Source organism: Staphylococcus condimenti (genome assembly GCF_001618885.1).
Classification (GTDB): Bacteria; Bacillota; Bacilli; order Staphylococcales; family Staphylococcaceae; genus Staphylococcus; species Staphylococcus condimenti.
In genome coordinates this window covers 892,943-917,714 of sequence record NZ_CP015114.1, presented here as the reverse complement: position 1 = coordinate 917,714, position 24,772 = coordinate 892,943, and the positions used below count along the sequence as shown (strand labels likewise).

At 33.5% G+C, this 24,772-nt stretch carries 27 protein-coding genes and 2 pseudogenes; 23 read left to right on the top strand and 6 right to left on the bottom strand.

Going from position 1 to position 24,772, the window contains the following annotated elements:
• Window positions 1-168 precede the first annotated feature (168 nt).
• The 5 genes from A4G25_RS04675 (at window position 169) to A4G25_RS04655 (ending at window position 5,551) form a co-directional block, all read left to right on the top strand.
• Window positions 169-1,521, top strand: a complete 1,353-nt coding sequence (locus tag A4G25_RS04675; protein ID WP_047131725.1) for an isochorismate synthase — start codon at window positions 169-171, stop codon at window positions 1,519-1,521.
• Complete coding sequence (menD, locus tag A4G25_RS04670) at window positions 1,514-3,181, top strand: 2-succinyl-5-enolpyruvyl-6-hydroxy-3-cyclohexene-1-carboxylic-acid synthase (RefSeq protein ID WP_047131726.1); 1,668 nt, start codon at window positions 1,514-1,516, stop codon at window positions 3,179-3,181. The genes A4G25_RS04675 and menD overlap by 8 nt, the downstream gene beginning before the upstream one ends.
• Window positions 3,174-3,989, top strand: coding sequence for a 2-succinyl-6-hydroxy-2,4-cyclohexadiene-1-carboxylate synthase (menH, locus tag A4G25_RS04665; RefSeq protein WP_047131727.1), 816 nt, complete (start codon window positions 3,174-3,176; stop codon window positions 3,987-3,989). The genes menD and menH overlap by 8 nt, the downstream gene beginning before the upstream one ends.
• A complete protein-coding gene (menB, locus tag A4G25_RS04660) occupies window positions 3,982-4,800 on the top strand; it encodes a 1,4-dihydroxy-2-naphthoyl-CoA synthase (RefSeq protein WP_047131728.1) in 819 nt (272 codons plus the stop codon). Before menH ends, menB begins: the two co-directional genes overlap by 8 nt.
• A gap of 310 nt (window positions 4,801-5,110) precedes the next feature.
• The gene (locus A4G25_RS04655) at window positions 5,111-5,551 is read left to right on the top strand and encodes a MarR family winged helix-turn-helix transcriptional regulator (protein ID WP_047131729.1); all 441 of its coding nucleotides are present in this window, start codon (window positions 5,111-5,113) and stop codon (window positions 5,549-5,551) included.
• 141 nt (window positions 5,552-5,692) lie between these two features.
• Here A4G25_RS04655 and A4G25_RS04650 read toward each other — a convergent pair whose 3' ends face one another.
• Window positions 5,693-6,856 (bottom strand): aminotransferase class I/II-fold pyridoxal phosphate-dependent enzyme, encoded by a 1,164-nt coding sequence (locus A4G25_RS04650; RefSeq protein WP_047131730.1) that lies wholly within the window; start codon window positions 6,854-6,856, stop codon window positions 5,693-5,695.
• Between the two features lie 148 nt (window positions 6,857-7,004).
• Window positions 7,005-8,009 carry an acyltransferase family protein gene (locus A4G25_RS04645; protein WP_047131731.1) on the bottom strand — a complete coding sequence of 335 codons (1,005 nt, stop codon included), beginning with the start codon at window positions 8,007-8,009 and terminating at the stop codon, window positions 7,005-7,007.
• A 350-nt stretch (window positions 8,010-8,359) separates the two neighbouring features.
• Between A4G25_RS04645 and A4G25_RS04640 the strand changes: the two genes are divergently transcribed.
• The gene (locus tag A4G25_RS04640) at window positions 8,360-8,779 is read left to right on the top strand and encodes a MarR family transcriptional regulator (protein ID WP_047131732.1); all 420 of its coding nucleotides are present in this window, start codon (window positions 8,360-8,362) and stop codon (window positions 8,777-8,779) included.
• Between the two features lie 108 nt (window positions 8,780-8,887).
• Here the strand turns inward: A4G25_RS04640 and A4G25_RS04635 are convergent, their stop codons facing one another.
• The 4 genes from A4G25_RS04635 to A4G25_RS04620 all read right to left on the bottom strand — a co-directional run bounded on the left by A4G25_RS04635 (window position 8,888) and on the right by A4G25_RS04620 (window position 15,707).
• Complete coding sequence (locus A4G25_RS04635; RefSeq protein ID WP_047131733.1) at window positions 8,888-12,916, bottom strand: glucosaminidase domain-containing protein; 4,029 nt, start codon at window positions 12,914-12,916, stop codon at window positions 8,888-8,890.
• Between the two features lie 469 nt (window positions 12,917-13,385).
• A complete protein-coding gene (locus tag A4G25_RS04630; RefSeq protein ID WP_047131734.1) occupies window positions 13,386-13,808 on the bottom strand; it encodes a GNAT family N-acetyltransferase in 423 nt (140 codons plus the stop codon).
• A 105-nt stretch (window positions 13,809-13,913) separates the two neighbouring features.
• The gene (locus A4G25_RS04625) at window positions 13,914-14,384 is read right to left on the bottom strand and encodes a DUF2538 family protein (protein WP_047131735.1); all 471 of its coding nucleotides are present in this window, start codon (window positions 14,382-14,384) and stop codon (window positions 13,914-13,916) included.
• A gap of 21 nt (window positions 14,385-14,405) precedes the next feature.
• Complete coding sequence (locus A4G25_RS04620) at window positions 14,406-15,707, bottom strand: LCP family protein (RefSeq protein ID WP_047131736.1); 1,302 nt, start codon at window positions 15,705-15,707, stop codon at window positions 14,406-14,408.
• A gap of 401 nt (window positions 15,708-16,108) precedes the next feature.
• Between A4G25_RS04620 and A4G25_RS04615 the strand changes: the two genes are divergently transcribed.
• From A4G25_RS04615 to A4G25_RS04545, 17 genes and pseudogenes are all read left to right on the top strand, one after another.
• Window positions 16,109-17,761 (top strand): phospho-sugar mutase, encoded by a 1,653-nt coding sequence (locus A4G25_RS04615; protein ID WP_047131737.1) that lies wholly within the window; start codon window positions 16,109-16,111, stop codon window positions 17,759-17,761.
• 63 nt (window positions 17,762-17,824) lie between these two features.
• The gene (locus tag A4G25_RS04610) at window positions 17,825-18,952 is read left to right on the top strand and encodes a serine hydrolase domain-containing protein (protein WP_047131738.1); all 1,128 of its coding nucleotides are present in this window, start codon (window positions 17,825-17,827) and stop codon (window positions 18,950-18,952) included.
• Window positions 18,953-19,141: 189 nt separating this feature from the next.
• Complete coding sequence (locus A4G25_RS04605) at window positions 19,142-19,756, top strand: PepSY domain-containing protein (protein WP_047131739.1); 615 nt, start codon at window positions 19,142-19,144, stop codon at window positions 19,754-19,756.
• 300 nt (window positions 19,757-20,056) lie between these two features.
• Window positions 20,057-20,386 carry a PTS lactose/cellobiose transporter subunit IIA gene (locus tag A4G25_RS04600; RefSeq protein WP_047131740.1) on the top strand — a complete coding sequence of 110 codons (330 nt, stop codon included), beginning with the start codon at window positions 20,057-20,059 and terminating at the stop codon, window positions 20,384-20,386.
• A 15-nt stretch (window positions 20,387-20,401) separates the two neighbouring features.
• Window positions 20,402-20,836: pseudogene (locus tag A4G25_RS04595) on the top strand (PTS transporter subunit EIIC); the annotation flags it as partial.
• A gap of 45 nt (window positions 20,837-20,881) precedes the next feature.
• Window positions 20,882-21,103, top strand: a pseudogene (locus A4G25_RS13150) (RusA family crossover junction endodeoxyribonuclease); the annotation flags it as partial.
• Window positions 21,100-21,276, top strand: coding sequence for a hypothetical protein (locus A4G25_RS12975; protein ID WP_156483158.1), 177 nt, complete (start codon window positions 21,100-21,102; stop codon window positions 21,274-21,276). The pseudogene A4G25_RS13150 and the gene A4G25_RS12975, both read left to right, overlap by 4 nt.
• Window positions 21,277-21,281: 5 nt before the next feature.
• A complete protein-coding gene (locus A4G25_RS04590; RefSeq protein WP_047131742.1) occupies window positions 21,282-21,872 on the top strand; it encodes a hypothetical protein in 591 nt (196 codons plus the stop codon).
• Window positions 21,863-22,105 (top strand): hypothetical protein, encoded by a 243-nt coding sequence (locus A4G25_RS04585; RefSeq protein WP_052766743.1) that lies wholly within the window; start codon window positions 21,863-21,865, stop codon window positions 22,103-22,105. Before A4G25_RS04590 ends, A4G25_RS04585 begins: the two co-directional genes overlap by 10 nt.
• A gap of 22 nt (window positions 22,106-22,127) precedes the next feature.
• Window positions 22,128-22,850, top strand: a complete 723-nt coding sequence (locus tag A4G25_RS04580; RefSeq protein WP_047131743.1) for an HNH endonuclease — start codon at window positions 22,128-22,130, stop codon at window positions 22,848-22,850.
• Window positions 22,837-23,031, top strand: coding sequence for a hypothetical protein (locus A4G25_RS04575; protein WP_063164622.1), 195 nt, complete (start codon window positions 22,837-22,839; stop codon window positions 23,029-23,031). The genes A4G25_RS04580 and A4G25_RS04575 overlap by 14 nt, the downstream gene beginning before the upstream one ends.
• Complete coding sequence (locus A4G25_RS04570) at window positions 23,018-23,428, top strand: hypothetical protein (protein ID WP_047133049.1); 411 nt, start codon at window positions 23,018-23,020, stop codon at window positions 23,426-23,428. Before A4G25_RS04575 ends, A4G25_RS04570 begins: the two co-directional genes overlap by 14 nt.
• A complete protein-coding gene (locus A4G25_RS04565; RefSeq protein WP_063164621.1) occupies window positions 23,425-23,829 on the top strand; it encodes a YopX family protein in 405 nt (134 codons plus the stop codon). The genes A4G25_RS04570 and A4G25_RS04565 overlap by 4 nt, the downstream gene beginning before the upstream one ends.
• Window positions 23,819-24,013: a hypothetical protein gene (locus A4G25_RS04560; RefSeq protein ID WP_047132963.1), complete on the top strand. Its 195-nt coding sequence runs from the start codon at window positions 23,819-23,821 to the stop codon at window positions 24,011-24,013. Before A4G25_RS04565 ends, A4G25_RS04560 begins: the two co-directional genes overlap by 11 nt.
• Window positions 24,010-24,252: a hypothetical protein gene (locus tag A4G25_RS04555; RefSeq protein ID WP_047132962.1), complete on the top strand. Its 243-nt coding sequence runs from the start codon at window positions 24,010-24,012 to the stop codon at window positions 24,250-24,252. Before A4G25_RS04560 ends, A4G25_RS04555 begins: the two co-directional genes overlap by 4 nt.
• A complete protein-coding gene (locus tag A4G25_RS04550; protein WP_047132961.1) occupies window positions 24,253-24,474 on the top strand; it encodes a hypothetical protein in 222 nt (73 codons plus the stop codon).
• Window positions 24,467-24,766 (top strand): MazG-like family protein, encoded by a 300-nt coding sequence (locus A4G25_RS04545; RefSeq protein WP_063164620.1) that lies wholly within the window; start codon window positions 24,467-24,469, stop codon window positions 24,764-24,766. Before A4G25_RS04550 ends, A4G25_RS04545 begins: the two co-directional genes overlap by 8 nt.
• Window positions 24,767-24,772 lie beyond the last annotated feature (6 nt).

Here is a 24,772-nt window from a genome sequence, read left to right as displayed (position 1 = left end):
TGTTAAAATGCAATCTGATTAACAAATTTATTTTAAGCAATGAAAGTGGAAAGGTCAAATCTTGTTAAGTTTTCAACTAATTTATGGGCAAAACAAAGTACAGTAGAAGATAAAAAATGATACAATGAGATAATGTGAATAATTTGAATGATGAAAGAAGTGAGATAGATGACTGTAAGTGTTAAGGATGATCAAATTCTCGACGCCATTTATGAAAATTCAGAGTCCTGGGTTTCTGTCGAGATTAAAATTGACCAGCCGACAAATCCGATTATGCTCTTTCAAATGACTGAGGGACAAGCTCAAGACCGTTTTTATTTTAAAGACAACTCTGGGAAAACAGCATTTTTCGGATATGATGCACTATTAAAATTGAAAAATAATCATGAAAATAAACAATCTATTTTTCGAGAATGGGAGAAATATAAAGAAAATATTGCACTCATCCATCCGGATACACCTAAACACCATCTGAAAGTTTGCGGTGGTTTTCAATTTTCAAGTCACAAATCAGATGATGAATGGCGCCAATTCGGATTGAATCACTTTGTATTGCCGAAAGTACTGATTACAATGGAAAAAAATGAAACAATTTTAACCTATACAGTACCTAGAGAGACATTTGACATAGAGGATTTAAAAGCGCTTGCGAATAAAATTGCGAGTACAGAAGTTCAACCGACACATGCGAATGGAGATATTAAACGCAGTGAAGATATTTATAAAGATGAGTGGTTGAATATTGTTCGAGAAGCAATTGATACAATGAATGAAGACGAAAAAATCGTTCTAGCACGTCGTCGCATGATTCAATTTAAAAAAGATATTGATATTGCTTATGTATTAGAAAATGCACTGAAAAATGAATCAAACAGCTATATTTTTGTGATGGAGTCTGATCAATCTATTTTCTTTTCACAAACACCCGAACAATTGATGGAAGTAGAAAATAATGTTTTATCAACAAAAGCAGTCGCAGGTACAATTAAACGTACAAATGATGAAGCAGAAGATAAAAAACATTTAAATGCATTTTTACAAGATGAAAAGAATTTACATGAACATCGCTTCGTTGTTCAAAGTATTTTGGATGATATTGAACCTTATGTTGGTGATGTAGAGTATAATAAACACCCGAAAATTTTAAAAAATGACCATCTTTATCATTTATATACTGAAATTTCTGGTGAACTCAAAGATAAAACGTATATCGGCCTATTAGATCGTTTGCATCCTACGCCCGCTCTTGGCGGATTTCCGAAAGAAAAGGCTGTTGATTTTATAGAGCAGAAAGAGTTTGGTACGCGTGGATTATATGGATCACCTGTAGGTTATATTGATATGGATGATAATTGTCAATTTATCGTCGCAATACGTTCTATGTTGATTAAGAAAAATCAGGCAACATTATTTGCTGGCTGTGGAATTATTAAGCAATCAGAACCGGAAAGTGAATTAGCAGAGACAACACTCAAGTTTACACCGATGATGAATGCTTTAGGAGTCGAAAATCATGGATAACCATCAAAATTTATTAACTAAACAAGTATTTGCAATGGCATCTGAGATGTATGCTTATGGAATAAGAGAAGTAGTTATCAGTCCAGGGTCACGATCTACTCCGCTTGCTTTAGCATTTGAAGCACATCCAAATATAAAAACGTGGATTCATCCAGATGAACGAAGCGCATCTTTTTTTGCGCTGGGATTAATTAAAGGAAGTAATCGCCCGGTTGCTATTTTATGTACCTCAGGAACAGCAGCAACTAATTATTCTTCGGCTGTTGCTGAAAGTGATATCAGTAACCTGCCGCTTGTTGTTTTAACGAGCGATAGACCCCATGAGTTACGTGGAATTGGTGCGCCGCAAACTTTGAATCAAGTCAATATGTTTCAAAATTTTGTGCGTCATCAATTTGATATGCCGCTTGCCGATGATTCAGATGGAGCGGTTGAAGTTGTAAAATATCAAATGCAAATTGCAAGTCAATTTTTCCAAGGGCCACAACGAGGACCTGTACACTTTAATTTACCGTTCAGAGAGCCGCTTACACCTAATTTCGATATGACAGATTTATTACTATCAGAAAAAAAAGAGATACCGACTTATCAAAAGACGGCTTCAATTGATAATATCATTCCAATACTGAAAAGAAAGAAAGGTATTATCATTGTAGGAGATATGCAACATCAAGATGCACGAGAATTGTTGCCTTTTGCCACTGTACACGATTTGCCGATACTTGCAGGTCCTTTAAGCGGGTTGAGACAATCAGAGCATCCTAATGTTATTTCGACTTACGATTTATTGTATCGTGCTGGTTTTAATCCTGATGTTGATTTTGTTATTAGAGTAGGCAAACCTGTTTTGTCTAAAAAATTGAACCAATGGTTAAAAACTTCGGATGCGTATCAAATATTAGTACAAAATAGTGCGCTGCCTGATGCTTTTCCAGTTCCTTCAAATATTACATTTGAAATGTCTGCAAATGATTTCTTCAGATCTCTTGGAGAAGTACCGGTTGTACATCGCCAATCATGGTTGACACAATGGCAAAAGATGAATTATCAAGCTATCGCAGAAGTTGAAAGTTATGTAAATCATGCAACAGATGAAGCTGCGAATATAGGTGTTTTATTAGAGAAACTAACTGAAGAAGATACATTGTTTGTCAGCAACAGCATGCCTATTAGAGATATAGACAATTTATTTGTGAAAGGCAAAGTACAAATCTATGCGAACAGAGGTGCAAATGGCATTGATGGTGTCATTTCAACTGCGCTCGGCATGGCAGTACACAAAAAAGTCACGTTGCTTATCGGCGACTTAGCTTTTTATCATGATATGAATGGCTTGTTGATGGCCAAATTGAATGATATTCATATTAATATTGTGTTATTGAACAATGATGGAGGAGGCATTTTCTCTTATCTTCCTCAAAAAAAATCAGCTGCACAATACTTTGAACGTTTATTCGGTACACCAACTCATTTAGAATTTAAACATGCTGCGTTACTTTATGATTTTGGTTATAAATATTTGGAAACAGTGGAAGATTTTAAATACACATCATTATCTCAACTGGATTCTTATATTTACGAACTGCGTACAGATCGTGAAGATAATCTTCAACAACATCAAATTTTATATAAGAAATTGAGTGAAATTGTTAATGCTTAATTATAATTTTTATGAAAATAAGTCTGAAGAACATTCTAACCATCTATTGGTTATGTTACACGGTTTTATAAGTGATGCGTCTATGTTTGATGCACATATTGAAAAATTAAGAGAACAAGTTTCGGTCTTAACAATTGAATTGCCAGGTCATGGAGCAGATTATAGCTTAGATACAGAGACTTGGGATTTTAATTTTATTCAACAGCAATTAGATGAGGTACTGCAGAAATTTCGCAAGTATAATATTACTATGCACGGTTATTCTATGGGCGGACGTACCGCTTTATATTATGCACTCCATGGAAAAATCAAATTAGAGGGACTAATCTTAGAAAGTGCTTCACCAGGTATTCAAGACAATGCATCGCGCAGTGAACGTATACAAGTGGATGAAGCACGCGCTAAGGTATTAGAAATAGCAGGTATTGAAGTGTTTGTTAATGATTGGGAAAAACTACCATTATTTGCAAGCCAAGCTGAAATGATGAGTGAAAATGAACGAAAACGTATCCGTAAGATGCGGTTAGCGCAAAATCCTCAACGATTAGCAAAAGCATTAAGAGATTATGGTACAGGTAATATGCCTAATCTATGGCCAGAACTGAATGAACTTTCTATTCCTGTATGTATCATAGTCGGCGAGCGAGATGAAAAGTTTGTAAATATTGCAGAAAAGATGAAAGATTGTATTTCACATTGCGAAGTACACATAGTATCACAAGCAGGGCATACAGTTCATGTGGAAGATACAGCACAATTTGATATAATAGTATTAGGTTTTTTAAATAAGGAGGAGCAAAATGACTAGACAGTGGGAAACAATTAAAGAATATGAAGAGATAAAATATGAATTTTTTGAAGGTATCGCTAAAATTACGATTAATCGTCCAGAAGTTCGTAATGCATTCACGCCTAAAACTGTTCAAGAAATGATTGATGCTTTTTCACGTGCACGTGATGATCAAAACATTTCAACTATTATTTTAACAGGAGAAGGCGATTTAGCATTCTGTTCAGGCGGAGACCAAAAAGTTCGTGGTCACGGCGGTTACGTTGGCGATGACCAGATTCCTCGTTTAAACGTACTTGATTTACAACGTTTAATCCGTGTCATTCCTAAACCAGTTGTCGCTATGGTAAAAGGTTATGCAATCGGTGGCGGTAACGTATTACAAGTTGTTTGTGACCTAACAATTGCTGCAGACAATGCTAAATTCGGTCAAACAGGCCCTAAAGTTGGTTCATTCGATGCTGGTTATGGTTCAGGCTATTTAGCAAGAATCGTTGGACATAAAAAAGCTCGTGAAATCTGGTACTTATGTCGTCAATATGATGCACAACAAGCATTAGATATGGGTATGGCTAATACTGTAGTACCATTAGATCGTATAGAAGATGAAACAGTACAATGGTGTAAAGAAATGATGCAACATTCTCCAACTGCTTTACGTTTCTTAAAAGCAGCAATGAATGCTGATACAGATGGATTAGCTGGCTTGCAACAAATGGCTGGAGATGCAACATTACTTTATTATACAACTGATGAAGCAAAAGAAGGTCGTGATGCGTTTAAAGAAAAACGCAAACCTGATTTTGATAAATTCCCTAAATTCCCTTAATTAAAAAAATAGATTATATTTTTAAGCTCCCTTATTAGGGGGCTTTTTCTTTTTCATCAATTCCAACATTTTATACTTTGTATCAAATGGTATTTGATAACCATTTATATATAATTAATAAAGTACACGTTTTTATTTTTAAAAAATCAAGGAAAAACTCATATATCTTGATATGCAATCAATTAATTAAATAAAATAGTTGCTTAAGTTAAACAAATTGTAAAAAACTGGTTTAAAATAACTTCTAAAATTAAAGTATTATATTGACAATCATTGAAAAATTGAATATATTTAAATGGAGGTGAATATATTGGCTAATAATCAGAATAGCAAATTTGATCAAGACTTATGCTTTCTTTTTTACATTACGACTAAAGAAATAGTAAATCGTTTTAATAAGTATTTAAAGCAGTATAACATCAGTTTTCCGAATTATATTGTATTATCTTACATAAAAGATGGCGAAGAAATATATGTAAAAACACTTTGTGACAAATTGCATTTAGATTCTGGAACTATCAGTCCGATTGTTAAAAGATTAGAAAAGAAAAATTTAATTAAAAGAATGAGATTACCAGAAGATGAAAGAAAAGTTATGCTGCGTTTAACACAAAAAGGTACTTCTCTAAAAAAAGAATTTTCGGATATTTCAAGTCATGTAGTAGAGCGATTGAATTTAACTGAGGATGAAAAATTAAGTTATTATAACTTGATGCAAACCTTCGTTGATAAAAACTTAGCTGAAGTTTAAGTTGTTTAATAATCTTAAAAAATGAATATAAATAAGATTGTGTATAAATGTTATATAATAATTATTTATATGTTAATTGTGTTTTCCAATAGAACTCAAAAAATGAGAGCGTATCTTAAATTGATAAGCTCTCATTTTTGTTTATTTGACATAACTATTTAAAAAGTTTTCTAAACGGTCCATGCCTTCTTTTATTGTTTCAAGATCATACGCATAAGAAATACGGATATGGCCACTGCCAGCATCTGTAAATGAAGAACCAGGTACCATGGCTATATGTCCTTTTTCTAAAGCATCTACACAAAATTGAAAATCATCATCTATACCAAACTGTGCTAAACTAGGAAAGATGTAAAAAGCACCTTCTGGTTCAGCATCTAATTTAAATCCCATTTTTAATAAGCGAGATTTCAAATATGCCAAGCGTTCTTTGTATGCTTCGTTCATATTTTGAGGTGCATCTATTCCATCTGTTAAAGCAGCAATAGTAGCGATTTGAGCAGGTACATTTGCACAGATTGTATTATAAGCATGCATGAAAGTCAGTTTTTCAATTAAATATTCTGGTCCTAATAAAAAACCGATACGTATTCCAGTTGCTGAATGAGATTTGCTTAAGCCGCTAATTAAGAGCAACTGGTCTCGAATTTCTGGGAATTCTGCTAAAGAAGTATGTTGTCCTTTAAAAGTATTCTCAGCGTATATTTCATCACTTAAAATAAATATTTCGTGTTGCTTTAATTCTTCAGCAAGCGCAGCAGCCTCTTCATGACTTAAAATTACGCCTGTTGGATTGGTTGGATAATTAAGCATAATTGCTTTGGTCTTTGGTGTTATATTATTTTTAATTGCTTCTGGAGTAATTTTAAAATTAGTTTGTGTTGTATCAACGTAAACTGGATTTCCACCTAAAGTTTCGATTAAAGGTATATAACCTGCATAAATAGGGCTTGGGAGTATAATTTCATCACCAGGCTCTAAGATACTTCTTAAAGCTGTATCGATAGCTTCGCTTGCGCCATTCGTAACAATAATTTCTTCTTCTGTATAATCAAAGTCATAACGTTGTTTAAAATAGTTTCTTATCGCTGTTCTTGTTTCCATTAAACCTTTATTGTGAGAATAACTCGTTTGGTTTTCTTTGATAGCTTTGATGTATGCTTCTTTTACAACATCAGGCATCGGAAAATCAGGTTGTCCAATAGTAAGGTTGATACAATCAGGTATATTTTTAATGCGGCTTGAAAATTGACGAATACTTGGAGCACGTAAAAATTTAGATTGGTTATTTAAAGATAGTTTCACTGTGTTACACCTCTATTATTAACTTCGATATGTATATAAATTTCATCTTATCATATTTAATAGTAAAAAATCGAATAGTTATCTGAAGATAAGCAATTTTGGAATAAAATAAAAACAGCTGACTCATAAAATATGAGCCAACTGCAAACTAAGGAACAAATTTTGAAGGTGATTTCAAATTGATAACAGGGTTTGCCCATTTTGCTACAAAATTGGTAGATAATACGTAAACAATAATGGCAGAAGTACCAAATAAATAAATATAAGTGAAAATTGAAATAGGATCTTTAAAAGGATAAAGATCGAATCCGCGAATAATACCAATCACTAGGCCATGTAAAAGATATACATACATTGTTCGTTGACCTATATAAGTGTAAAAATGTTTTTTAGATGACATCAAATTCATAAAAGAAAACATCGTTATACAGATGATAAAATATAATAGCAGTCTTTTAAGCGGACTAAATATATTTTCGCCGTCTAAAGAGCTATAAGGCGAACTTCCCAATAACCAATCTGAATTGATAGGGTGAATTGTATAAATGACAAAAAATGCGATTAAAATCGAAATAGAAATTGGCAACCATCGTTTATTACGTAAAATCATAGTTTGATGTTTGTTCATTAAATAACCTAGATAAAAAATTGGGAAAAAGACAATTGTTCTAGAGTAACTCATGTAACCATCAATATTTGAAGAAAATCCAGCAAACATTGCGACTAAAATCGCAATAGGCATTACATAATATGGCTTATAATTCTTTACGATGATTAAAATTACATGGAACATAAATAATGTAAGTAAAAACCATAAAGCAAATACCGGATTAAATGGATCTAATTGTAAATCACTGCTTTTCCCTGTTAAATAGTAATAAACTGAAAAGAAGCAGAAGAAACAAATGTATGGTACAAGTAATTTTTTAGCTACTTTTTCTAGATGACCAGGTTTGCCTGCATTTTTTGAAAAATACCCTGAAATAAATAAGAATGAGGGCATATGAAAGCTATAAATCAATAAATATAGCGACCCCATAAACTTATGGCCTTCTACATAAGGGTTAATAAGATGGCCAAGTACTACGAGGTATATAAGAAACGCACGTGCATTATCGAAAAAGTAATCGCGATGATCTAGAGTCTTGTGCATAACGATATGTATTCTCCTTTAAATAATTAGGATAATCCTAACGTATTACATATATAGAGTAAATTGCAAGATAAACAACTTTTAGACACTTTGTGTCTTTTATTTTATTTAGGGAAGTTGTAAAAAGTCATTAAATATAGAAATAGCTAACTTTATAGATAAGGTTAATTGCGTTGCATAGAAAAATATAATAGGATTTCGTTTAAGAACAAATTTATATTAATTTATAAAACACTGTTGCTATATCTTAAAATTAACGAATCAAAATATACGTGTTCTTAGAAACTCTTTACTTCAGTTGCGATGTAGTTCATAATATAAATAATTAAAATGAGTGGAGTAGACAGCTTATGTATAAACAACTTGAACAACAAATTACTGTTACAAATAATGATTTAATCATAGTAAACAAACGTTTTGGACAACGAGCAAATTTAACAATAGAACAAATTGAGCTTTTGAGAACACTAAATGAATACCATCGCTTGTCACAATTTGATTTAACGATGAAAGTAGGGAAAGAACAATCTATTGTTTCTCGCTGGATTAAAAAATTGGTCAATCTTGGCTATGTAGTTCGTCATCAATCACATCAAGATCTACGATGTAAAGAATTAGAAATCACAGACAAATCACGTATTTTGATCAACCAAATAAATGAGGCTAGGCAAGAATTGATAGAAGCACGATGTGAAAAATTGTCTGAAGACGATGTTAAACAATTAAATGAATTATTAGTAAAATTGAATAAAAAAAGTTTTGTCATATAATTGATAGAAGCATAAGTTGCTTTATATTGAAAAAAACTTGTGGTTTCAAACAAATAAAAAGACCGCCCTTCAACATTCTTTAGTTGAAAGTCGGTCTTTTTGTAGTTATTAACCTTTATAGTTATCTACATCAAAATATTTACCTGATTCGCCAATAGAATCATACATTGTTTTCATACGTGTTGCATTGTGGCTTGCCCAGTTAATATCAGTTGCATATTGATGATTACCTGGAGCGCTTGGGTTCCAACGCATACGATATAATGTGTTTTGTCCTTGATTAATATAAGCATCTTTAATGAATTGGGCGCCTCCAACAATTGCTTTACTTACTGTGTCCCAGCCGTAATTTTGAGCTGTTTTGAATCCACCGCGAACAGCGTCAGTGTCAATCGCACCAATTCCGAACATGTTGTAGTATTTTTTATTGCTGTTTGTAACAACTTTATTATTATTATCTACATAACCGCCATTTGCTAGGGCAGATGTACCGTTTCCAGTTTCTAATAGCGCATGAGAGATTAAGTAAATTTCATTAATGTCATATTTTTGTGCGGCTTGTGCAAATGCTGCTCCTTGTCCTTCTAAAATGCCTTTTCCTTTCAATAACTGATTAACACTGCTTGTTGAAAGGTTTTGTGCTTTATCTAAACGTAAGAATTGATATTTTTGTGTAGCGTCTTCAGTTATAGTTTTTGGATCCATTGCAGTTTTGACTTCATCTTTAGTCGCATTTACCCATTTACCAGGTGTGTGTTGAACCTGTGGTGGCCAAGGTGAGCTTGATTGAATGTTAGCTGCTTGGTTTAGTGAGTAATTAGAAGTTGTTGTTCTAGTTAACGTGTCGCGAACATCGGCTGCTTTAATCCAAATTGTTTTACCATTTGCTAAAGTTCCATGATACCAAGTAACACCATTTACAAGTTGTTTTTCATAAACAGAAATGATATTGCCATATTGATTTCTCAATGAACCTAAAATTTTACCGTTTGGTGTATTGTAATAATTGCTTCCAGCATTAGCAACAATGTAATCATGTTTATAAGCTGTAGCTGGTTGTGCTTTAACAGGAGTAGTCGCAGCTTTAGCATTTGATTGAACTAAGTCTTTTTCTGCAATCCATCCAGTTTTGCCATTTACAGTACCATAAACATAAGCTGCACCATTCACTAATTTGCGTTTAGAAGCTTGGAAAGCACTATTAGTTTGTTTTAAAGTGTCAATTTGTTGTTTAGATGTACCCCAAGGCATTGTATAAAGTCCATTGTTACCTTGTTTAACATTATATTTTGTTGAAACAGGTGTTGCGTTGCTTTGGTTTACAACTTTTACGTCTTTAGCGTTTACCCATCCAAGCGGAGTTGAAAGACCGTTATTTTGTAATAGATAGTAAAGTGTACCATCTTGGTTACGTTCTCTTAAAATATCATATGTGTAACCTAAATATTTAGCTGCATTAGCTCCTTTAGCATCATAAACAGAAGCACGTAAACCATATTGATTAGAAACATATTGTCCTAATTTATTTACAACAACAGTTTGATTAAGCGGAGAAGTACTCTTACCTTTAGTAGCAGTTGTTGTCTTCGCTGCAGGTTTTACAGCAGCGTTAGTAGCTGTTTTAGCAGCAGGTTTAGCTGTAGTTGCTGCTTTAGCTGTTGGTTGAACTGCTTTTTTAACTGCAGTTGCAGCTTTAGTTACAACATTAGGTTTGGCAGTAGTTTTAGTTGCTGTATTAGTCTTGGCAACTGGTTTAGCCGCAGTTTTAGTTGCTGTATTAGTTTTAGCAACTGGTTTGGCTGCAGTTTTAGCTGTTGCTTTAGTATTTGTTGTTGGCTTAGCCGCAGTTTTTGCCGTTGTTTTAGTGTTTGTTGCTGGTTTAGCAGCAGTAGTTTTGTTTGATTTCGATGGTGTTGTTGTAGTTGCTGCTTTAACTTGTGTTTTTGGAGCCGCAACAGATTTTACTGCAGTTTTAGGTGCAGTATATTTTGATAATTTTGCACTATCAACCCAAGCGTTTTTACCATTTACAGCGCCATAAACATAAGTTGATGTACCTACTTCAGTTTGTTTTTGAGCTTTAAATTGTTGTGAGCCTGTTCCTGTCACTGAACCGATTGATTGACGTTCAGAGCCCCATGGCGTGTGATAAAGTTTTGTTCCTGGTTGAACAGAATATGTTGTTGTATTAGTTGTTACAGGTTTACCTACACGATAGTTGATATCACTAGTTTGAACCCATCCAACATTAGTGTTTTTATTATAATCTGTGATTAAATAGAACGATTTATCACCTAATAAAGCTTTTTTAGTTAAACGATAAGTTCTGTCATTAACTGAAGGTTTTTGTACACCAGCTTTATCATATACAGATGTATATACACCATGATTATTTGCAGCAACACGACCGATTGAATCAACAGGAATTACTTTTAATTGAGAATTAGTAGGTGTTGTTGATGGTTTTGGTGTATTTGATGTATTTTTGCTAGGCGTTGATGGTGTACTTGCTGTTGTACCCCAAGGAGCCACTTGACCTTGCTTAATTAAATATTTTTCGTTAATTAAATCGTATAATTGATCATAACTATAATTATGCGCTTGTAAGTAACCGTGTGGATCTGAATGATCTGTTCCACCTAAATATTTTGAAATTGCATAGTGTGTCCATACAGTACCTTGACCGTCATATTCAGCACTATCCGGTTTCAAACCATAATATTGCAAGTTAGTAGCTGCATAATCAGCATAGTTATTCATTTGGCGAGCGAAACCATCATAGCTATGTTCATGAACAAGTTCGATATGGATAAAACGTTGGTTAGCTACTGGACCAGCTCCCCATGCAAGATAATCAGTATTTGCAGTTTCTACAATTCGGTTGCCGTCAATGAAGCCATGAACAAACGCATTTTGCCAATTATTTTTCATATAACTGATTTCGCCGTTAATATTTGAATTATCATTAGCTGTATCATGAACTACAATACCTTCTGGTTTACCGTAACGATAATCATATTTAGGTAGATATGAAGAAAAATCTTGTTCATATGTTGGCGCTTTATAATTATTTTTACGAATATAATCATTAATAGACGAGTTTACAGCTGGCTTGTACTTCGGTAATGAAGAAGTAGCCGTTGTTTTTGCTGCTGTAGTTGCAGGTGCTACTGAACGGTTTGCTGTAGTTGTTGCAGTTTTCGCCGTTGGTTGAACTGCTTGTTTTTGAGTTGTAGCCGCAGTTGTTTTAGCCGTTTGAGCAGCAGGTTGAACCGTTTGTTTTTGTGCAGTAGCTGCCGGTGCTTTAGCCGTTTGAGCGGCAGGTTGAACCGTTTGTTTTTGTGCAGTAGCTGTCGTTGTCTTAGCTGTCTGAGCAGCAGGTTGAACTGCTTGTTTTTGAGTCGTATTAGTTGTTGGCTGAGCAGCGAAAGAACGCATAGCTAACTTAGGTGCGGCTTTGCTTTCAGTATTTGCAGTGTTTGTCTGCACAGATTGTTGCGCATCATTGTTTGTCTGTTCAGGTTTTTGTTGCTCTGCATTTACAGATGCAGTATTACCAATTTGGTTTTTATTTTGTTCAACTGCGTTTTGTTGATTATTTGAATTGTCTAATTGATTAGAGTCGGATTGTGATTGAACCACATTTTGTTGAGATTGATTATTTTCAACTTTAGTTTGGTTTGTTGGATTTTGAACAGTATTTTCAGCTGATTGATCAGATTGCTGAGTTGTATTTGTAGAATTATCTGCTGATGATTCAGGTGTGTTAGATACATTTGATTGCTGTTCATTAGAAGTTTGTCCTGTAGCAGTAACATTACTATTATCTGCTTTAGAATTTAAGTCCTCAAGTTTTGAATCATAGTTCAAATTTTGATTATTATTTACAGGTTGTACTTGGGCAGGATCTTTATATGTTTGAGTACCTGCAACTTTAGTATTTGAATTATTCGTTTGAACTTGAGTGTCTTTTGTTTGGTTCGTCGGTTGTTGTGTCTGATCTGCAGTACGATTGCTATCTGTGTTTGTATTAGTTCCAGTTGAACTATCTGCAAAAGCTTGGTGCGTAGTGATTGCAGTGCCTGCAATAGTGAGTGCTATGATAGCGGGTGCTTTGTAATGAAACTTTTTAGACATGAAACTACTCCTTTTTACCATATATTATATTTGGATATATTACAGTCTGTAGACAAACGTTTCGAGTTGTATTTTCTGTCCTCGAAGAAGTTTGTTAATCATGGCCTTAATAAAGGTCTGGTGTAATGTCAGAAAATATATAACGTGATATAGAAGTAACAGAATCGCTGTATGTAAACAGACTCTCCAAGTTTATATATCCAAATCAAAGTGACTTAACACATGATAGTTTAATAGAGTGAGAGGATATAATGACTTGTCATCACTATGTAATATATCATTTTCATACAGTATAATACTTCTTAAGTCGTAGATTAGCCTTTTTAATCATTTTGTAATCAAACCTTAATATCTTAAATCCATTATGAAATTCATTAAATGATAGATTAATAGATTTTTATGTTGATTTTACAAAAGAAAAAGGGCTTTAAATATAGCCCTTTTTCTTGAGATTATTAAAAATGTTAAATTAAAGTTGTTTTTGCATTTTGATATGTTTGATTTCTTCCTCTATAAATATTTCACCTTGTGGATGATAACCTAAGGATTCATAGAATGATTGTGCTTGAATTTGTCCATTTAATACTGCTTCTTTAAAGCCGTCTTTTTGAGCTGCTTCCTCTATAAATTGCATTAACCTACGTCCGATACCATGCATTCTTTGATCTTTAACAACGACAACCCGCTCGATTTTAGCTTTGCCTTGATAGGAACGATATCGAGCAGTTGCAAGGGGTCTTTTATCATTATCATATACAATAATATGAGTAGACTCATCTTCAAACTCGTCAAATTCATTTTCTTGAGGGACATTTTGTTCATCTACAAAAACTTCTTTTCTTAGTTCGAAACAATCATTCAACTCTTTTTTGCTGTCTGCTATTTTATACATAATTTTACCAACCTTTTATTTTTAGTAATTTCAATCAGTTTTTCCAAGGATACAAAAAAATCGCTGTAAATGCACTTGATTTGTTGCACTTACAGCGATTGATTTTTATTGAGCATATTTTCTTACAATAGCAGTATATTGCCAGAAGATACGCATTTGAGCAATATTCCAGTTGTTCATTCCCATTGTAAACCCAGAAGGTTTAAAGATATTTACATCAGTTACTTCTAAAGCAGCTGCAATAAGGTATTGAATAGGGACACTGATTTTTTGCATCGTTTCCGTCACGCCATTTTCATCATAAACCCATGAGAATGGTAATTCTGCTTGGAATACATCTACACGATCGAATATTTCAGGAAGTGCGACGATATAACAAGCGCCATCGATGAATGGGTTTTCTACACTATCTTTATAATATAATAGCAACGCTTCATAATTCTCTCGATGTTCATGGTTTACATAGAAAAATTCATTGCGAAAATGCGCCATATCTTTGCTATGAATAATTTGTTGTTCTAAGATGCCGAACATTCCATTAATATTGTTAAGTTTTTCATATGTTTTTCGCGTCATCATGTTCTCTCCCTTCTATAATTAATAATACCCTTGATTAGAAGGCGCTTGTTGATAGTTGTTCATATCAGGTTGTTGATTTTCTTGTTGTTGTGATTGATCAGGTGCTTGTTGTTGATCCTGATTATAACCATATGGGTCTTGTTGAGCATTTGGATCAATTTGATCTTGTTGATTTTGATTGTTCTGCTGCTCATCACCTTGACCTTGGCTTTGATTATTATCATTATTATCTTCACCAACGTCAGAGTTATCGTTACCTTTGGAAGTATCATGTTGATTTTTCCGTAATAAACTTTTATCAATTTCAGTTAATGGTATAAGCTCTCCATATTGATCAATAACACGTTGGTTTAAGAAGTCATCATCGTTTTTAATTTTAGATAACCCTAAATCTCCACGCAATAAATTAGAGAATTTCTTAATACTCTTCATGTCTGGATTGTAATAATAAACACCATTCAGCATGTCATTCTCGCCTTTTAATTGGTTGGTTTTGATTTTAATGTTAGTTGAAAGATATGTACTTAATAAACTTTGAATATCTTTGTTGGATAAATCATGTTTAGAATTCTTACCGACAATTTCTACTAGGTTATTCAGTTTATTAACAGAATCTAATTTTTGAGCTTTTTTAAATAGAATTTTAATCAATTCCATTTGTCTTTGTCCACGTTTCAAGTCAGAATCTTGATGTCTTGTTCGGGCAACAGCTAAAGCTTGGTCGCCATTTAATTTGTGATAACCTTTTTTTACTTTAGTACGGCCATCATCATTCGTGTTCGGTTCGTTTAAATCATAAGGTACATCGTAATAAATACCGCCCAATTCGTCCACAGCTTGAACAAAAGCATCCATATCTACACGGACATAATAATCTACGGGCACATTCAGTGTACCTTCTACTGAATCCATTGCTGCAACAGGTCCGCCATATGCATGTGCGTGCGTTATTTTATCATAATATCCGACTTTAGGGATGTAACTAATTGTGTCACGCGGAATACTTAGCATTCTGACTTGATTCTTGTCAGGATTAAGTGTAGATAAAATCATTGCGTCTGTTCTGGAATGTTCAGTAGACTGACCATTTTCTCGTCTTCCTTTATTATCATCTATTCCTAAAAATAAGATGGAAACAGGATCTTTAGAAGGATTTACTTTTTCACTTCTCAAATTTGATTTTCTGTCTGTATTATCTCCGCTAAAAGAAGTATTGATAGCATTTTGAGATGTTTTTAAAAGTATCACTGCAAAAATGATAGGAATAATGACCAGGACAAGCGAGAGTAAAATTAAAAAATATTTAAAGACTTTGTTCATTATTTTTTACCCCTGGTTTTTATTTTGTATACACAGTAATTACCATAGGAAGAATCACAACACAAATAATGGTAATTACTACTAAATCTGTTCATTATAACCATATATTTTAATACGCTAATGGTCAAATTACAAACTTATAATACCACCTATTATTTCACAAACTTTAATAATACTAAAGAAAATCAGGAGTTAAATTCGAATGTTTACATTATTTTAATAAATATAGTTAATTAACTGACCACCTTAATAGGAGATGTAGATTATTTAAGCATGCTTGATTATAAATCCGTTGATTCCATAATGAATTAATTTTCTTGTTAAGATATAATAGAAATGTTGAAAATACTCTGATCTGTTAGAAAAAAATCAAATAAAAAAGGTCTGAGAGGAGATAACTAATGAGAATTAATTGGGAAAATAAACTTGAACAAAGTTTGGTTTCAGATTTTTATAATGAACAAAGTGAAATGTTACGTGCGGAAGGGTTCGAAGAAACGTTAGCATTTGGTACAGCTGGTATCAGAGGATTATTAGGCTTAGGGCCTGGACGTCTGAATGCATTCACAATACGTAAAGTAGCAGAAGGTTTAGCTAATTATCTTAAAGAGCATAAGCCGAATTCTAAAGTGGTTATTCATTTTGATACACGATTTTTATCAGAAGAATTTGCTCATGAAATTGCAGCAATATTAGCAGAAAACGGTGTACATACAATAGTAGGAGATCGTTATCGTTCAACTCCGGAACTTTCATTTGCAGTAAGATATTTGAATGCTGATGCCGGTGTGATGATAACTGCAAGTCATAATCCCAAAGAATATAATGGAATTAAAGTTTATGGAGCAGATGGAGGTCAATTACTTCCTGAAGCTTCAGAAATGTTGAGCAGCTATATTAATCAAATTGAAAATCCTCTTGAGTTGGAAGGAGGGGACTTCGAAGATGGTTTGAATAAAGGGTTGATTACGTATTTAGATAATGAGGTCAGTGAAGCATATCGTGATGCTGTTGAATCTCTTGTTCAAAATATTCCATCTCAAAAAGATAAAGTTGTACTCACTAGCTTACATGGTACGAGTTTGCCGTTATTATCTGAAATTCTAGATGATTTAGGCTATCACAATTATGTGATTGAAGAAGAACAATCTAAACCAGATGGCAGTTTTCCGACTGTAGCATACGCTAATCCTGAAGAAGAACAAGCGTTTGAATATAGTTTGCGCTTGGCAGAAAAAGAAAATGCTCAACTTATTTTAGCAACTGATCCGGATGCTGACCGTTTCGGTATGATTGAACGTTATGAAAATGGAGAGTATTGTTATTTCAACGGAAATGAAATCGGTTTGATTTTATTGAAGTTACGTTATGACAATATTAAAACAGCAAAACCGAATACACCACTATACTTGGTGAAATCTATAGTGAGCAGTGCAGCAAGCGATCGATTAGCACAGGCACTAGAAATTGAAAGTAATACTGTTTTAACTGGATTCAAATATATCTCTGAAGTCCTTCAGAAAAAAGAAAACTCAGAAGAGGAACTTGTGTTAGGGTACGAAGAAAGCCACGGTTATTTAGCAAGTCCTTTTTCAAGAGATAAAGATGCTATACAAATGATTCCTTTAGTTGTAAAATATAAAAATCAATTAACAGAAAATGGAATGAATTTCCAAGATTTGTTAAATGAAATATATAAAGTTACTGGTATATATAAAGATTGTACGATTTCTCCAAAATTTGAGGGACAAGCTGGACGTCAAAAAATGGATGATTTACTTGAAAACTTTCGTAATAACTCGCCTCATGAAATTTGCGGTTTAAAAGTAAAAAGAGTTGAGGATTACCAAACTGGTTTAATTACAGATATAGATAGTGGTGAACAAAGTGCTACGGTTCTGCCAACAGCAAATCTGATTCGATTTATTTTTGAAGAGGGCTTTATTGCATTAAGACCTTCTGGCACAGAACCTAAAATCAAAGTTTACTTTTCTTTAAATGTAGGGGACTTAAACAAAATGGTAACTGAATTTAAAGCAACTTATTTATCCTAGTTGATGAATATACTTATTGAATGACTACCCAAATAAAAACACCGGTACAAAAAAGAGGAAAACATGAAAAAAATTCTAATTTTTGTAGTTGCTGTTATTGCGCTTGTATTTGTTATTACTTATGGATTGAGCCGTCATAATCATGTTGAACCGAATGATAAAAATGAAAAGAAAATATCAGGACGTGTTGCAGAAGAAGATATTGATTATAAGACAATTGAAAACAAAAAAGATCCTGTGTATAAGAAAATTGATGAGTATTTAAAAAAAGAAAACTTTAATGGAGCTATTTCAATTTACCATAAAGGAAAATTGAAAATGGATAAAGGATATGGATTTCAAGACTTTGCTACAGCAAAGAAAGCATCGCCTAATACATTGTATTTAATCGGGTCAGCACAGAAATTTACAACTGGCTTAATGTTGAAAAAGTTAGAGACTGAAGGGAAAGTCAATATTAATGACCCTATCACCAAATATCTGCCATGGTTTAAAACAGAAAAGCCGATTTATTTAAAAGATTTGATGCTCCATAGAAGCGGTTTGAAAAAATATAAACCAATTGATCAAATTCACGATATAGATGGTGCTGCGAAATTGTTGCATAGAGAAGGTATACAACCAGGTATGTACCATAAACATATGTACAATGATGGTAATTACATTATATTAGCACGTGTTATTGAAGCGGTCACAAAAGAATCATATGCAAAAGCTTTTAATCAAATGATTGCAGAACCTTACCAACTTCATCGTACGGCGTTTTATAATGATTTAGCTTTCGACCCTTATATGGCCAAAGGCTATAACGAAGTAAAAGATTTAGAAACTCCTAGATTTTTAGATCAATATTATGGTGCTGGAAACTTATATATGGCACCAAAAGATATGGCTAAATTAGTGATTGAACTTCAACGTGATAAAATATTCTCTAAAAAGGTTACAGATCCTTTATTGAATGAAGTGAAAACAAAAGATTATCCAGGTTCGTATCGTTATGGATTTTATTCGTATGGGAAAGAGCATCGAATTAATGGTAATTTCTTTGGTCAACAGATGACATCTTACTTTAATAATGATTATATTGTTGTAATGGGCAATAATTATCAGAATCCTGTCGGCAAAAATGAAGATATGCTGCACCACATATATGTAGATATCCTACATCAAACTTCTCCTTATAAAAAATAACATAGAGATAGTTGAATAAAACATCAGACAACACTTTCGTTGTTTGATGTTTTTATTTAATTACGGAGTGTTATTGAATTTAAAAGTGAAAGTATAGTTTTACAATGTATACCTACACAAATTTATAAATCATATCTTAATATTTCCTTTACAAACGGGTAGATGTTTAATAGATGAGGAGGAATCGATATGAAGACAAAAATGTTATCATTACTACTTGCCTCTGGAGTTGTTTTAGCAGCTTGTGGTCAAGGTGGTTCAAGTGATGAAGGTAAAAAATCAGATAATGATTCTAACAAAACAGAACAAAAGCAATCCGGTGACACTTCAAGTACTTCTGAAACAGGTAAAAATAGTAAAACAATCAAATTGAATGATATTAAAACTTCACCTGAAGAAGCAGTGAAAACTGCTAAAAAGGAATATGACGGAGAGGTAAAAGAAATCTCATTCGAAAAAGAACAAGGCAAATGGGCATATAAAGTAGATTTACAAAAACAAGGTGAAGAAGCTGAAGTTGTAATTAACGATAATGACGGCAAGCTAATGCATAAATCTACTGAAAAAGAAGACGATTATGATAAAAATAAATCCTTTGAATATAAAGATTTTAAGTCTTATAAAGACATAATTAAAAAAGCCCAAGATGATTTTGATGGAGATATTCATGAATGGTCACTTTCTAAAGATGATGACCAAGGTAAATTTGTATACGATTTAGATTTACAAAAAGGTAATAACAAACATGAATTCAGTTACGATGCCAAAAACGGCAAATTATTATCTAATGAAAAAGACAATTAGATATGAGTATTTAAACAGCTGCTTAGGAGTAATCCTAAGCAGTTTTTTTATGACAAAAAAAGTATTGTCAGCTTTTTTACATATTATGTACTTTATTTGTCAAAAGTTGTTGCAAACCAGACTATTTTTTAAATTTTGAATTGACTATATCATAGGAAAAAGTTACATTATTATTGTGAACAAAAACGAACATTAACGAACAAATAAAAGCTGCGATTTCAATTTTAGATATTGATTGTTGAGGTTCGTTTTCGTTGATAAACAACACTACTATATACAACATCATGAGGGGGAAAAACCATGAGCAACAAAGAAGAAAATATGATGATTGGCTTTACAATCGTTGCTATTGCAGGTGATGCACGTCGTGAAGTTATGGCTGCTTTAGCTGCTGCTAAAGATAACAACTTTGAACAAGCCCGTCAACATATTGTAGAAGCAAATGAATTCATCACTGAAGCACACAAAGAGCAAACACAAATGCTAGCAAAAGAAGCAGCCGGAGAAGCATCTGATATTAGTTTTATCATGGTACATGGTCAAGACCATTTGATGACAACAATGGCATTACGTGATGCAGCAAATTACATGATTGATCTTTATGAACAACTACATGATTTAAAACAATAATAAGCAGGTGACAGCATGAATAAAATAATCAAAATGATTGAAAAAATGAAACCATTTTTTGAAAAGATTGCATCTAACCCGTATTTATCTGCAATACGTGATGGTTTCGTAGCTTTAATGCCAGTAGTACTATTTTCATCTTTATTTATCTTAGTAGCATATGTACCGAACGTTTGGGGCTTCCATTGGCCAAAAAATATTGAAGATATCATCATGAAAGTTTACAACTTTACAATGGGTATGCTTGCTGTATTCATGGCAGGTACTGTTACTAAATCTTTAACAGACAACCGAAATTTGAAATTACCAAAAACGAACCAAATCAACGTTATTTCAACTTTTGTAGCAGCAGAATCTTCATTATTGATTTTAGCTGTTAAACCTATTAAAGACGGTATCAGCATCGAGTTATTAGGTACTAAAGGATTAATCGCAGCATTCTTAGTAGCATTTATTGTACCTAATATCTATAAATTCTGTATTGGTAGAAATATCTTCTTATTTATTCCACCTTTGAGTTGGAGTAACAAAAAGCGACTAGCAATGGTAGGTCAGTATAAACGTACGAAACCAGATATAGATAATTTGATTAAAACAGTACTAGATGCTGCAAATAATCACTTGTGGCATGACGATAATCAAATTGTAGAAGTTAAAAGTTTTAAAAAGTATGGAGAAACTCCAAAAATCATTATGAAAGTTGAGATGGTCGAATGATAGTAAGAATGCAATACACATTAACTTTCGAGAAAGATATTGAAGTAGACACTAATGACATATATTTAGCAGAGGAAAAAGCAGTAGATGAGATTTATAAAAATAAAGAGGACCATGCAGACGGCGAAGTTATTGAAGCAGATAACATCACGATGAAATGGGCAGTGGAGTGAGAGAAATGGGAGTTAAAACAGAGTTGTACGTAGGTAAAAGAATTATCGAATTGAAGCCTAAAGATAAAAAAATAATCCAAACCAGAGGATTAAATTATGAAACAGTTGAACAACGTTTGCGTGAGGGCTGGAGTTTTAAGAATGCAATCAGCCTTACTAACAAATATGTAACAAAAAAAGGCGATATTTACTGGTGCAAAGTATTTCCGGAAGAGACATTGTATATACCGTTGAAAGTTATGAAAGAAATTCAAATTCAAAAATACCAATTAGAAAAAAACTATTCACTCGGTAAGGATATAGAAGAAATCTTGAATGACGACTTCGAATATATTATCGAAGCTAATGACCGAACTCATTATGATCTAGCTTTAGAAGATATTGAACGCAAAAAGAAAGCAGCTAAGTTAGAAAAAGAGCGTCATAAGCGTTTGAAACCTCATTTATACAATGGCACACCGCAAGCAGTCAAACCTACTGCCAATATGCTGAATTTGGAATATACAGCACTAAGCATGTTTATGACAGAAGAAGAAAAGCGCGAGAAACGTATTGAAATCTTCAAAGCAAGAGAAGAGGAACGCCAATGCCGATGACTAAAATTATGCAGCTCAACAGAAATGACCGTATCGTAATTTGGCAATCAGACAATAAATTAATTGAAGATGAACAGTGCGCTACAGTAATACAACGTGTTATACGTGCCGGTGAAGAAGATAAAGTGATAGTTCAGTTAGACGGTACAGGAATAACAACATTCTTAACTGATAGAGATTACTTTGATAAGCTACCGATTTCTTTTAAGAAAATTGAAGATTGCGAAGATTAGGAAAATTAAGGGAGGAAATGACGTGTCAGAAACTATATATATGTATGATCCTAAATTAAATATCACAACAGAGGTCAACATAAAGTACGTTGCAGACTTATTAGACGTATATCCCAGCATTATTAGACACAAGATTAAAAAACGTACGTTTGTACGCAGTCTGCGTTGTTATTTTCTTGATGAACCATTGCCATATACAGAAAAGCGAAGAATACTTTCTGAAATGGAATTAGAAAATGAATACTGGATTGAATCGAAAAATAAAGGATTATTCGTAAGCAGTGAAGGCAGATTCAGAGTTATCAGAGACAACGAATATGAATACAGACTGCCATGCAAAAAACATGCAGCCCTGTTCATTAAACATAACAACAAAATAATGAACGCTAAGAAGTTGGTGTTTGAAACTTTCAACGGTTCGATACCTAAAGGAATGACAGTAGATTTTGTTAACGGTGTTGCTAACGACATTAGAGCGAACAATCTTAAACTTATCACAGAAAAAGCTATGAAAGTTAAAGTAGCATCTATTGCTAGAAAAAAAGCGGTCGTACACATTGACCAGCAAGGAAAAGTAATCGACGAATACACAAGTGTGAAAGAAGCGTCAGAAAATTTATATGTATCAGATCATACTATCAGAATATCTTGCAACGGAACAGCTAAGAGGTACCAAGCATTCGGTTACAGAGCATTTATGTGGGCGGATGAATACTTTGGAGGTGGCGTGCATGGAATCGCTTAAACAAACCGATCAAAGTTTCAAACTAAATACCGTAGGACGTTCACCAAGCGAAATACAGCGTGATTTAGAGCAGATGGGCGTAAAGGGATTCGTAGTATACATGAGTCCCTCTCGCGTCACTGTGTTAGCAGATAGAGCAGACTATGAAAGTAACAGGAGGAAATGGAATGGTAAAAATTAAAGTGAAGAAAGAATTTACAAAGAGAGAATTTATCAAATACCTGTTGGAACAAGATGATATAGAAGTGGATTTGGAAAATTATCATATTGAATATCACGAAGGTATTAGAACAGATGTAATCAAACCTGAAATTTCAGGCAAGTTCCCTATCAGTTTTAATCATGATACGAAAATGATTGAACTGTATGTCGAAGAAGAAGTTACAAAATATTCAGAGATACCTAACTTAGTTGAACTGTACGACTTGGAAACAGGAAAAGGACCAGAGACACTTATGCATCAAAAAGCACTCGTAAATAACTTTATTGAAAATGAAGCAGTAATTGCACTTTATGCAATGAATGATGATTACACTCTCGCCCTACTGTGGACGAGAGAAGGAGGTATGGTGGAATGATACCTAAATTTAGAGTATGGGATATAGACGAAGAAGAAATGCTTTATACCGAAGAGAGTTTAGTCGTGTATTTTTGTGATGCAGGAATTGTTGCTACAGAGCCCGAAAATCCTAATAAATTTTTTATAGAAATAGAGAATTTCGAACTCATGCAATCAACAGGACTGAAAGATAAAAACGGTACAGAAATTTATGAAGGCGATATTATTCAACATTCAGAAAAGCCTAATCCGGTTTTTAAATATCCTTTTGAAGTTGTTCAATTTAAAACAGGTGAATGGAGATTAGATAATTTTAGAGGCGGTACAGTGTTGGCTTATTGCAACCAAGATGAATTAGAGGTAATCGGTAATATTTTCCAAAATTCCGAATTACTGGAGGCTGATAGTCATGAGCGATAAAGAACGTGCAGACAAATACCGCAAGGCGTATTACGAATTACTTGATGATATTAAGATGTACCGCAGCGAATGGGCAGAGTTAGAGCATTACATCAGACTGAAAATACAGTGGAATCCTAGCAGTTCACAGTATAAGAATGTGAGACATGAAATGGATCGAATTAAGGGAGGAATTGTGGAATGAAACCACGTGATTACGAAAAAGCTTGGCACACGCTGAAAGAAGATATGATGGACGACTATGTTTGTGTACACAAGCAAGCAGATAAGATTAAACATCGTGTAAGTCAATGTTATGAATCGCAAGTAGCGAATCTTATAGTTGCCAAGGATGAATTACAAACTTGGTTAATGCACATGGACTATTTAGACGGCACACATGAGTTCAGTAATTTAAAGCATGATTTAGAGAGGGGTAATTAAATGGATTACAAATATGAAAAAGCAATAATAAATCAAAGTGAATTAAATCGTGAGTCTGGGCGTAAAAAGAACATGGAACTTATTGATGAGTTGAAAGAAGTCTATCGTAAAGCAAAAGCATTTGATGAAGTCTTAGATGTATCTAGTTGGAATGCTATGGACGTAGGCGACGCAGTACACAGTATAGTTAGAGAATATGAGGAGGAAAATATTAATGAATAATTTAATCAAACAAGTAGAACAATGGAGTAAAGATAAAGGATTAGATAAAGGTAATCCGGACAGACAAGCACTTAAATTCTATGAAGAAGCCGGGGAAGTAGCAGCAGCATTATCACGTGGGCAATCAGAAGCATTGAAGGACGGTATCGGGGACACAGTAGTTACGCTTATCATTCTTGCACAACAACATGGTATGACGTTAGAAGAATGCTTGCAGTTTGCATATGACGAGATTGCTGGACGTAAAGGTAAGATGATCAACGGAACATTTGTTAAGGAATCAGATTTATAAATTGCT